The 11,735-nt window shown below is 52.3% G+C and carries 9 protein-coding genes and 2 pseudogenes; 4 read left to right on the top strand and 7 right to left on the bottom strand.

Annotated elements, in window-relative coordinates; genetic code table 11:
- Nucleotides 1–457 (top strand): annotated as a pseudogene (locus WC959_12560) (integrase core domain-containing protein).
- Between the two features lie 184 nt (nt 458–641).
- On the opposite strand, the gene WC959_12555 reads toward WC959_12560, so the two are convergent.
- Together WC959_12555 and WC959_12550 are read right to left on the bottom strand one after the other, a co-directional pair.
- Nucleotides 642–1,226 carry a GrpB family protein gene (locus tag WC959_12555; protein MFA5689949.1) on the bottom strand — a complete coding sequence of 195 codons (585 nt, stop codon included), beginning with the start codon at nt 1,224–1,226 and terminating at the stop codon, nt 642–644.
- 111 nt (nt 1,227–1,337) lie between these two features.
- Nucleotides 1,338–2,624, bottom strand: a complete 1,287-nt coding sequence (locus WC959_12550; protein ID MFA5689948.1) for an MFS transporter — start codon at nt 2,622–2,624, stop codon at nt 1,338–1,340.
- A gap of 95 nt (nt 2,625–2,719) precedes the next feature.
- Here WC959_12550 and lpxI point away from each other — a divergent pair, with 95 nt between their 5' ends.
- Together lpxI and lpxB are read left to right on the top strand one after the other, a co-directional pair.
- Nucleotides 2,720–3,550 (top strand): UDP-2,3-diacylglucosamine diphosphatase LpxI, encoded by an 831-nt coding sequence (lpxI, locus tag WC959_12545; GenBank protein MFA5689947.1) that lies wholly within the window; start codon nt 2,720–2,722, stop codon nt 3,548–3,550.
- Entirely contained in the window at nt 3,547–4,731 is a 1,185-nt protein-coding gene (lpxB, locus tag WC959_12540) for a lipid-A-disaccharide synthase (protein ID MFA5689946.1), read from the top strand. The genes lpxI and lpxB overlap by 4 nt, the downstream gene beginning before the upstream one ends.
- A 25-nt stretch (nt 4,732–4,756) precedes the next feature.
- Here lpxB and WC959_12535 read toward each other — a convergent pair whose 3' ends face one another.
- Genes WC959_12535 through WC959_12515 form a run of 5 tightly spaced genes read right to left on the bottom strand, consistent with a single transcriptional unit; the run spans nt 4,757 to nt 10,881 of the window.
- The gene (locus WC959_12535) at nt 4,757–5,731 is read right to left on the bottom strand and encodes a DNA/RNA non-specific endonuclease (GenBank protein MFA5689945.1); all 975 of its coding nucleotides are present in this window, start codon (nt 5,729–5,731) and stop codon (nt 4,757–4,759) included.
- Nucleotides 5,732–5,790: 59 nt separating this feature from the next.
- Nucleotides 5,791–6,786: a Gfo/Idh/MocA family oxidoreductase gene (locus WC959_12530; protein ID MFA5689944.1), complete on the bottom strand. Its 996-nt coding sequence runs from the start codon at nt 6,784–6,786 to the stop codon at nt 5,791–5,793.
- A gap of 10 nt (nt 6,787–6,796) precedes the next feature.
- Entirely contained in the window at nt 6,797–7,933 is a 1,137-nt protein-coding gene (locus WC959_12525) for a YibE/F family protein (protein ID MFA5689943.1), read from the bottom strand.
- A 4-nt stretch (nt 7,934–7,937) separates the two neighbouring features.
- The gene (locus tag WC959_12520) at nt 7,938–9,323 is read right to left on the bottom strand and encodes an alkaline phosphatase (protein ID MFA5689942.1); all 1,386 of its coding nucleotides are present in this window, start codon (nt 9,321–9,323) and stop codon (nt 7,938–7,940) included.
- 40 nt (nt 9,324–9,363) lie between these two features.
- Complete coding sequence (locus WC959_12515; GenBank protein ID MFA5689941.1) at nt 9,364–10,881, bottom strand: hypothetical protein; 1,518 nt, start codon at nt 10,879–10,881, stop codon at nt 9,364–9,366.
- Between the two features lie 417 nt (nt 10,882–11,298).
- Between WC959_12515 and WC959_12510 the strand changes: the two are divergent.
- Nucleotides 11,299–11,735, top strand: a pseudogene (locus tag WC959_12510) (IS481 family transposase).

The following is an 11,735-nucleotide window of genomic DNA, read 5'->3' as shown; positions in this document are numbered from 1 at the left end:
TCCAGAGCTCATCCGGGCCGTTCCTGATACTATCCACACCGTATTAACGGATAACGGAACCCGGGTTACCTCGCCGGGTAACCGACGATCCGCGACAGCGGATATCAAGCAGGCCATGGATTGCGGGAGTCTTTTTCGCGCACATGCCTTTGAACTGGCTTGCGCCCGAAACAATGTAGATCACCGGCTGACCCAACCCAACCATCCCTGAACAAACGGACAGGTTAAGCGGATGAACCGGACGTTGAAAGAGGCCACGGTGAAGCGTTATCACTATGGAACCCATGATCAGCTGAAAGAACACATACAGACCTTTTTGATGGCCTATCACTTTGCCAGACGGCTCAAAACATTACATGGCCTCACGCCATACGAATATATCTGCAACATCTGGACTTCTGATCAGGATCGGTTTAAGTTTGATCCGTTCCAGCACACTGTGGGACTAAACATCTAGCCTGAATGCAAACGCCGCACCGGAAATCCGGTGCGGTTTTTTGTTTTTACACAGTTTTACGTCCATTTATTCACAGTGCTCTAAAAGAAACTTCACCGCGGATTACGCGGATGCAAACGGATAATTTTTTGTATTTTTCGTGAGGAATGGGGATCCGTTTATATCCGTGGTTAATTTGCTTTTCTTAAGAAAACTTACGGTCAGAAAAATATTTCTCGGCGGCGGCGGTGACGCGCAGAATAAATTCGGTTTTTGCGGCGGTATATTTTACGCGGTCGCCGGGGAATTCAGCGGCGAACTTCAGCTTCAATTCGCCGTATTCCCGTGCAACGGCAGGATGAGCCAAGAGATAATCGCGGAAAAGCAGCCGTTTCCAATGTTCGAAGTGCGCTTCAACCATGTGAATGTGGTGCGTGCGAATACCATTTGCATCGCGTTTGATGAACCATGCGTAGAACGGTGGAGTATCGTCGCCGGACGTCGGGCGCCAGAAATAGTCGTACCCCTGCTTTTCAAGCACCGGCGCAATTTTTTCTCTGGTTTCGGTGAGCGAGCGCACCTGAACGAGTATGTCGATCACCGGTTTTGCAACGAGCCCGGGCACGGCGGTGCTGCCGAAATGTTCAATGCGCTGGATCATTTCAGGCGGCAGCGTTTTTTGCAGATGGTTTTTTTCTGCTTCAAAAAATTCCGGCCAACACGCGTCATAAGGCACGATTTCAATTTTATCCTTCAATGCGCGCGTAATTTTTTCTTCAAGTGTTTCCATTTTTCGAAATATTTTTGACGGGATTAACAGGATTTACACGGCTTTTTTCGGGATTGGATCTTTCAGATTCAGAGTTTTTTCGTGCTTGGGTATTTCGTGATTCAGATTTCTTTACCTGTTCTGCGGCAGCCACTGTGCGCGCAGGTGACGGACTGCCGGAACGAGTCCGAGCGTTACAGCCATGAGTGCGACAAGAAACATAAGTACGGCGAGGATCGTGTCGTAGGCGCTCATCGGCTGGCCGTAAAACTGCCAGTGTGTGTGCAGCATGTGGTTTTGTAAAAGCTGTCCGCTGAGGACACCGGAGAGAGCGAGTCCGGCGGAAGAGAGTGTGATGTTCATGCCGGTGGTGAACGATTTATTTTCCGGCGGAATCAGTGCCAGCAGTTCAGATGTTCCGGCAATTCCCGTGGCGCCCTGCATCGCACCGAAAAAGAACGCCGCGAGTCCGATAGTTCCGGCGGTCGGCAGCGGAAAGAATCCCCGGAATAATATGAGTGCAATCGTGGCTGAAAAAACAATGTGCGCGGTAAGAAATACGGGGCGCGGGCCGATGCGGTCAACCAGTTTTCCGCCGACAAAAAATCCGGCGATGGTTCCGGCGATAAGCAGATTTCCGAGCACAACCAGCATGCTGTCAGTGAATCCGAGAAATTCGCGCTGCAGCAGTCCGAGCAGATTCGGCACTGCACCGGTGCAGAACGCAAGCAGGAACATATAGGCACAGAATGACATGTAGCCGGGAATGCGAACAACATCGCGCAGCGCCGCCGGAAAATTAAATTTCAAGCGCGTACACGGTTCGAGTTCCGGAATCTGCCGGTAGAGGAAAATCCGGAAAATCATCATTCCCCCGCAGAAGAACAGTACCGTTTGGAAAAATGAGAGCGACGTAAACCGGCGCAGCAGTGCAGCGACGGCGAGCGAAAATATGACGCCGGTAAACTGAAATGTCATTCGCATAAAACCGAACCAGCGCCCGCGGATTTCTGCCGGAACAATCGGACTGAGCAGCGCAAACCAGCTTGACCCTGTAGCGGTCGCACCAAGTGAAAAAATAACTGTTCCGGCGGCCAGCCCGCTTTCAGCGGCCGACGGAAAAAAGGGTGTAAAGAACAGCAGAAAAATTCCGGCGCTGGAAATGATAATCCCAGCCGCTCCGACGAAACGCTTTCCGGCGTAATCGGCGATCAGCGAAAACGGAACGGTTAACAGCATGGCAATCAGCGGCATCATTGCAAACAGAAACAGGATACGGTAGTCCGGCACACCCTGCCGCATGAAATAGGCGAGCATAAATCCGTTGCCGAACAGGATATTGGTAAGTTGTCCGGTGCATTGAGTGAGCGTGATAATGCGCAGCGCTTTGCGGATTTCCGGCGGATAATTTTTTATCATAGATAAGAAATATACGGCTGCCGGCAAACCGGCTCAAGCGGCATCGGCTTATATTTCCGCTTTTAACTGCCGGAGAGTTCTGCCATTTTCTGCACATGACCGAACCACCGGAAAAACTGATTCTGATTGCCGGCCGCGAAGATTATCCGCTGCTGCTGGCGCGCGCTGCGCGCGCGCGCGGTGTAAAAAAAATTATCACACTGGCATTTAAAGGTGAAACGTCGCGGAAAATTATTCCACTGTCCGATGAAGTCATCTGGATCCGCACGGGAAAACTCGGCGATCTGCTGACTGCGGCTGAACGGCTCGCGCCGGCGGCGGTTATAGCGGTTGGACAGCTCGCGCCGAGAAACCTTTTTATGATGCGGCCGGACCGGCAGCTGTCCGCACTGTTTAAAGGTCTGCCGGTAAAAAATGCACACACCATTTTCGGTGCGCTGCTGAACGCAGTTGAAAAAACCGGCTTAACGTTTCTGCCGGCAAGTTCATTTATGCAGGATTATATTGCACCGGCCGGAATTTTAACAGTGCGTGCACCGGATGAGCGTGAGCTGAATGATATCGCGCTTGGTCTGCGTACCGTAAAGGATACCAGCCATCTCGACATCGGACAAACCGTGATCGTGAAAAACGGTATGATTCTTGCCGTTGAAGCGTTCGAGGGAACTGACTGCGCCATCCGGCGCGGCGGCAAACTCGGCGGCGCCGGTGCTGTAGCGGTGAAAGTCCCGAAACGCGGACACGATATGCGGTTTGATATTCCGGTTATCGGCGACCGCACGCTGAAAACATTAAAGCGCGCCGGAATTTCCTGTCTCGCACTCGAAGACAGCGGCACTATTATTCTTAACCGTTCGGACATTGCCGCCAAGGCGGATGCGCTGGGGATTGCAATCACTGTTTTAGAAAAGCAGGCCGGTTCATGAAGCCGGTTTTTAAACATTCCTGTCTGCCTGATGATGCACAGACAGGAATGTCTGCGCCATGTTCTTTGTTAATCATCGCCGGTGAAGATTCCGGCGATATGCACGCCGCAAATGTGATTCGTGAACTGAAAAAGCGGCGGGACGATATTTCATTCTGGGGCATCGGCGGCGATAAACTGCGTGCCGAGGGTGTTGAGCTTTTGCATCACACCGGCGAAATGGATGTGATGGGGTTTGTGGAAGTGGTGAAGCGCTATCCGTTTTTTAAACGCGTGCTGAATGAAACAGTGCGTGAAGCTGAAAAACGGAAGCCGGCAGCGGCGCTGCTGGTGGATTATCCCGGATTTAATATACGGCTGGCGCGTGAGTTGAAAAAACGCGGCGTAAAAATTCTCTATTATATCTGCCCGCAGGTGTGGGCGTGGCACCGCGGACGGATTCCAAAAATGGCGGAAATAATTGACCGGCTGATGGTAATTTTTCCGTTTGAAGTGGATGTGTTTAACGATGTCGATCTGACAGTTAATTTCGTCGGGCACCCGATGGTGAATGAACTGAGACAATTCCGTACCGCACCGGCGGAGATTCTGCCTTGGCACGGCGGAAAAAAAATCGCTCTGCTGCCGGGCAGCCGCAAACAGGAAATTTCACATATTCTGCCGGCGCTGCTGGAAACAGCGCGGCTGCTGAAATCAAAATACTCTGATGTTTCATTTATTATTCCGGTGCCGGAGCGCCGGATTGAACTGGTACGGGAAATCCTGCGCGCCGGCAAATATGCACCGGCGCATATTGAGGTCACCGCCGGCAATGCGCGCGAAGTGCTGAAACAGGCGGATGCGGCGCTGGTCGCATCGGGAACGGCAACGCTGGAAGCGGCGCTGCTGCGCTGTCCAACGATTCTGGTTTTTAAAACCGGCGCACTGAATTTTGCACTGTTTAAAATGGTCATCCGCATTCCGTGGATCGGCATTGCCAATATTATTGCCGGCCGCGAAATGATGCCGGAGCGGATTCAGCATCGCATGATTCCGCAAGATCTGGCGGAACAGGTTGCACGGTTAATGGAGCAAACGCCGGAACGCACTGCGATGCTAAACGATTTCGATGCGCTTGAACACATGCTCGGCGCCGGAAATCCGGCGGTTGCAGTTGCTGAAATTATTAATCTCGAATTATAACCATCCCGCCGGTATTCATTTTTTATTACCACGCCCGTTTGGCGGCGGTGATTTCGAGTGCGTCCTGAACATCGGCGGGAAGCTGCGGGAAAAAATTTAAGCCGGTCGCCTGTTCGATATCGCGTACGCTGACGAGAAACTGCGCCGGGTCGGCACTTTTCTTTATGTCTTGCTGCGGCACAAGGAATGCGGCACACCGGATTCCTCTGCCGGACTGCTCCGCAACAATTAAAAAGAATGCGTCCGGTACAATCACGCCGGCACGCAGCCGTTTTTGGTTTTTACCGCGTTCATACACCGGACCGCATATGATCCAGACATCGCCGTAACGGCGCGTATAGCGTTCGAGGACACGCCGCTCCATCGCTTCCCAAAACGCCGAATTTAATCCCGGCAGCTGCGGAACGACATTGGACATCAAAAATGTTTCGCGCTGCGCTTCCGGTCCGTAGCAGACGGCAATGGCATGGTTCGGTGCCATGTGTCCGCGATCGTACCCGCTGTTCAGATAGGCTGAACTTTCGATGCGGGAACGCGTGCGCGGATCGGGTGAAAATCCGGATGGACGCGGGCCGGAATCAAATTTAGGCGGAAATACTTTATAGGCAACCCATGCCGGATTTTTCATGGTTTCGTTGTAGCCGGCCATATAGCCGCGGTTCGTCAACTGTGTAAGCGCAACGGACGCTGCCGGCGCACCGCCCAGCGCATGTGAACCGGCATCAAGCGAGACGCCGGGCGGGACAACATTCCCGCGCATGAGCGGAATGTGATCCGCAGCCAGATCAAGCCAGAACACCAGTTCACGCGGCGTGCGCCGGTATTCGCGAACGAGGTCGATGACATCCAACGTTGCAGCTTCAATTTTTTCTTTCACCGGCGGCGGCGAAACATAATGCACGCCGAAAATTCCGCCGCCGATTACCACAAGCACCACGCCGAATTTCATCAGCCGGCGGAAATTCAACAGTACAGGATTTTTACGCTTTCTACGCGCCATCGTTTTCAGCTCACAGTTGGAGGTTCAGGATAAAAACAGATCATGAACTGCAGTTAAAATTAATTTTCCTCGCCGGGATATTTCATACACCACTGCGCGCGCAGTGTATCCATCGTGCGCATCGTTTCAAGCGTCTCGGCATGCGTCAATAATGGACTTTCTATCAGCCCGGCATTCATACAGCGGTGCACTTCACGGATTTCATGCTCAAAGCCGTTGGCTTCGCATTTAAAATGTTCTGCTTTACCGGCACGAATCAGAATTACATCGTCCGTATGCGAGAAATGCGGCACGCGGATTGTGCCGGCAGTGCCGGTAATGACGGCATCGCGCGGACGCGTTTCGCGGAACGATGCCGCCAGTTCGGCGCGTATACCGCCGGCATATTCAAATTCAAACTCTTCCGATGCGTCCACACCGGTGAATGCCATTTTAATTCTTTTCGTAACGATTTTCTCCGGTGCGGCACCGAAGACCATGCGTGCGAACGCAACCGGATAAACACCGACATCCAGCAGTGCGCCGCCGGCGAGTTTCGGATTGTACATCCGGTTCCAGGGAAACATTTTCGGCGACAACCGTTTCATTTGCACACAGAAGTTCGCTTTAAAATGTATTACACGGCCGATCGCGCCGGAAGTTAACAGTTCGCGCACTTTGGCTGACGCCGGATTAAAGCGCGTCCACATCGCTTCCATCAGGAACAGATTTTTCCGGCGCGCTAATTCAATCAGTGCCTCGGCCTCTTTTGCATTGCGTGTGAATGCTTTTTCAACCAGTACCGGCAGTCCGCGATTTAAACAACGCATGGCCGCCGCAAAATGTTCGGCATGTGTATTGGCAATGTAAACTGCGTCAAGCTGTTCAGTATCCAGCATTTCATCATAACTGCCATACACCGTTTGAAGGCCGAGTTTTTTTTGCAGCCGCTGCGCGCGCCGCAGTGATTTCGATGCTGCCGCAACCGCCATTCCCTCGCCGGTGTTATTCAGCGCATGAAAAAACTTCGGCGCAATCTGACCGCAGCCAATGATTCCCCAGCGGAATGTTTTCATTTGAAGATCTTTATTTTGAGTTCGGAGGCGCACGCAGCCAGAGCGAACCGGTTAATGCAGTAAACGGCGCCACCAGCACCAGGCCGAAGCTGCCGACCAGTGTTTTAACGGCCTCGGACGCGACATACGGATTATTGATAAAATCCACCGGGTTGGTTCCCTGCGCGGCGAACGTCATCATCAATGTCAGATAGCCGCCGGAATATGCCAGCAGCAGCGTTGTAGTCATTGTACCGACAACATTGCGCCCCATCCGCATCCCCGAACGGAACAACTCCCGGCGCGGCAAGTCCGGTTTTTTTCTGATCAGCTCGTCCATGCCGACCGCGACATCCATACCCAAATCCATTACTGCGCCGGCAGACGACAGAAAGATTGCGCCGATATAAATATCCGGCAAACTTAAAAATTCGTACCCCGAATACAGCAGCGCCTGAGAATACGGCATCACTGCACCGTTGATTTTAAATAAATGGGTGAAAAGATATGCCATAACGGAACTGGCAAATACGCCCATAATCGCGCCGGAAAATGCTGTTACGCCTTTCCGGTTAAGTCCCGCCACCAGAAAAATGATCGCCGCACTCAGCAGCGTCACCGCCCCGAACGTTACTGCCAGAGCGTTCCAGCCCGACAGGCAGAGCGGAATCACCAGCTTCCAGATCATCAGGCAACTGAACACAAACGACAGCAGCGCATTAAACCCGATAATTCCGCCGAACAGGATCAGAAACAAACCGAACAGGCCGGCCAGCAGCAGCGTATAACCGATGCGATAATGATCCTGCGCATTCAGTGTGGTAATGCCCGGCCTGGCATTTTCCAGCACTCCCACCAGAACCGTATCGCCGATCTTAAACGTTTTATCCAGTTCCATCTGCGCCCGCAACTGGTTTACCGCCGGAAAACGTTCTCCCCGCCATTTGCCGCTGCGCACTTCCACTTCCAGCAGCTGCGAGCCTTTTAAGAGCAATCCAAAATATTCCAGATCAGAATTATCCACACGAACCACCATCGCCCGCTCTTTGCGTCCGGGCTCCGGATTTTTTTTCGGGAAAATATCAATCGCTGCCAATATACCGCACAGCAACAGAAATACGCTCACCATGACCGCATCACGGCGGGATATATGCAGAAAATCTTTCACCGGCTCAGCGCACCACCATTTTCAACCGTTTGCTGATATCGGTATTATCAATCATATTGGAAAACAACCCGGCCTCTTTCCCGCAAGCAGTTGTGCTTACCGGCAAAGCAGTGTGGGCTCCGCTGGTCCAGGCAACTGACGCTTTATTATTCAGCGTCCGGACTATTGCATTTACTAGCGGATCGCTTGATTTAAATTTACCGTCTTCGAACTGACTGTTGAATGCATCTTCAAGCATCTGTTCATCGTTTTTTGTCAAATTCAAACCGCCTTTCTTCCGGTTTTCATCAACGCCGAAAATCAAGCCGGCCATCTCCGTAATCAAGGGTTTCACGGTCTCAAATGCCGGTCGCTCCGAACCTGCAAACTCCTTCAAACGCCGGCTCATCACGTCGCGGGAACAGGTCTGTGCCGCCAGCAGTTCGATATGCGACTTGTATCCGGTACCCGCAAAACCCAGCGTCAATCCGCCGGTTTCATGATCGCCGGTCACCACAATCAATGTATCTTCCGAATGTTTCGTCATAAATTGATACGCGACTTGAACCGCCTCATCGAAATCAATTACCTCGCGCAGTGTCGTGGCGGCATCATTGGCGTGGCACATCCAGTCGATCTTGCCGCCTTCGACCATCAGGAAAAATCCTGCCGGATTATCCAGCAGTTCGATGGCCTGCCGGGTGAAATCAGCCAGACGCAAATCATCTTTATCCATATCGACCGCATATGGAAGTGCGCCCTCTGCACCGACAGATATTACTTTGCCTGCGCCCGGTTTGAACTGCCGGAAGCCATCGGCCGTCCGGCTGACAGTATAGCCGGCCTGTTCCGCCAATACATAAATATCCCCCTTGTACATCGGGTCTTTCGTGTCGTTATGCCGGTCAATACCTCCGCCGCCGAAATAATCAAAACCCGATGCGATCAGATCCAGTCCCAGCTGGTAATATTTACCGCGGTTCAGATTATGTCCGTAAAATGCCGCCGGCGTAGCATGATTCAGTGTAACTGTAGTTACAATCCCAACTTTCCGCCCAGAATCACGGGCGACCTCTGCTACCGATTCCAGTTTGCGTTCTCCGGCAGCGTCCATGCCAATGCGGTGGTTTAACGTTTTTTCACCGCAGGCAATCGCTGTGCCGCTGGCCGCCGAGTCAGTGATAAAAGAATTCGCTGCACGGGTGGAGGTGATCGCCTGATACGGCATGGAGTTTATGAACAGTCCGCGATTTTCTGTCACCTGCAGAAACTCTTCAGTCATCATCCGCTGCGGCAGCGACATGCCGTCGCCAATAAACAAAAATACATATTTTACCGGCTGAACTTCACTGGACAGCAGGTGAAACACACAGCAAAACAGCACCAATACACAACATCTTAATCTCTTCATTCTTTAACTCCTGTATTTTAATAAAACCATGAATATAACATTATTTCATTTCCGGCAGAATGAGCTGATCGAACTGCGACAGGAAACGGTATAAGCATCCGGCAATTTTTGCAACACCGCCGACCGCGTCGCTTTCAATATTCAACGGCAGCACTGGATCGTGCAGAGACTTGCGCAACAGTGCCCAGCCGTTGCCGTGTTCTGCGTCAACCGTCACATGGACCCCTTCATAATTATCCGGTGTGATCGACCAGCCGGGTTCATCGCTCACAAACTGCTCAAACTTTTGCAGCACATCATCGCCGTATGCGCAGAAATCCTCCGCAGCTATTTTTGCGCGGTATTCCTTGGCTTCCGCCGGTTCCGGCAGACCGGCGAGCAGTTCGTCGACCGTTCCGGCATTCGCGGCATGCAGTTGTGCTGCCTTGATCAGCACTTTTGCAATCTGATAAGCGCCGTCATCAAGAAAATAATTTTCCTTCAGCGCGCCATGCCCCGACGTTTCCATCGCCAGCCACGACTCTTGGCCTGCGTTGTTCAGCCGGATCGATTCGTTAATCACATTTTTATACCCGCGTTTAAACCGATGATGCACTCCGCCAAGTTTTTCTTCAATCCAGTATTTCAATCCGGTAGACGTCACCGAATCCGTCACAATCACCGTGCCGGGATGCTCCTCAAGCACAATGGATGCCATCAGTGCAATAAAGCGGTTGCGGTTGATCGGCCGGCCGTTCTTATCCACCACTGCTGCACGGTCAACATCCGTATCAAAAATAATTCCAAGATCGGCGCCGGAGCTCTTCACAGCCTCAATAATCGCCGCCATCGCTGCCGGATCTTCCGGATTTGGAATGTGATTTGGAAAGGTTCCGTCCGGATCAAGGTACTGACTGCCTGCCGTATCTGCACCGAGCGGCTGCAGAACGCGGCTGACAAAATATCCGCCGGCACCGTTGCCGGCATCGACAATAATTTTTAGACCCGCCAGCGGCGTATTGCCCTGTCCGGCGCCGGTGCGAATCGTTTTCACCAACGACGCTGCATAATCGTCCATCAGCTTAATTTCTTTTGCGTGCACCGCCGGCATTGCGTCGAATGTGCCGATTTCTGTCGCCAGCGTCAGAATTTCTTTTATATCTGTTTTTTCCAGACCGCCGGCGCGCGTAAAAAACTTCAGCCCGTTGCGGTTGAATGGCAGATGGCTCGCTGTCAGCATAATCGACCCGTCATACGCATGCCGCTCAAACACCGTCGCCATAAACATGGCTGGCGTTGACGAAAGCCCGCTGTCGGCGATTCCGCAGACGCCGGCGTGTTTCAGCCCCTGAAACACTGCTTCCTTGATCTGCCGTGCCGACAGCCGCGAATCATTCCCCACTGCAACGCGCAGTTCATCTGCCGGCGTACCGGTTTTTTCTGCCAGCCACTGTGCAAAGGCCGCGCCAACCGATCGCACAACGTCCGGCGTCAGTGTCACCGGTTCATCCGCAACGCCCTCCAGCGCTACGCCGCGCACATCACTGCCGTTCTGCAATTTCAACCACACTTGATCCATCGGCCGTTCTCCTTTAGAAACCGCTTCATAATAAAACATAAATCGCGCAATTTTCCAAGCGATTGCCGTGTTTAAAAACCAGATGTGCCGCGACCGCCAAAAATATAAATACGCGACAGAGATTGCCGCTTTGCGACCGTTGTGACCGGTATTCACCCCGCATCTTCGATTCAGTGATTTAAATGATCCGTTTATATCCGTAATATCTGCTGTAGAAACTTTACCGGCGGATAACGCGAATGGAGACGGATAATCCTTTCACTGTAACAGAATGCAGAAAAAACAAAAAAGTGGCAGGACACATGGTCCCCATCACACAGATGCCAACTGAAGTGAAAAACGATCTGGTAGTACCTCTAGATGTTTAGTCCCACAGTGTGCTGGAGTGATGTATAACCAGCTCCGGAGGGATGAATTATGGGACAGATATTACACGGATGCGCCCGTACGACTGAGGCGGCGCGTCGAACGATACAACATCGTCAAGAGAGCCTGAATGGTCCTGGCGCGGAGGCATGGTATTAACCCGAAAACCGTAGCGAAACGGCGACAGCGCACAACCGTACAGGATGCCCCGATGGGGGCCCAGGCATCCTCGGTCAACGGTGCTGAGCAAGGAGGAAGAAGCCGCCTATGTCGCTTTTCGGCAACACACGCTGCTTCCTCTCGATGATTGTCTTTACAGCTTGCAGATGGCCATACCTCATTTGACACGCTCCTCTCTGCATCGTTGCTGCCAACGTCATGGGATTCGCCGGCTGCCGGATACCAGGGATCCGCAGAATAAACGAAGATTTAAAACCTGTCCAATCGAGTTTTTCCATATCGACATCGCTGAGGTTCGCACGGAAAAA

Source organism: Kiritimatiellales bacterium, from assembly GCA_041656295.1.
GTDB lineage: Bacteria > Verrucomicrobiota > Kiritimatiellia > Kiritimatiellales > Tichowtungiaceae > Tichowtungia.
Note: the sequence above shows the minus strand (reverse complement) of the source record. Positions and strands in the feature narration are given on the sequence as shown.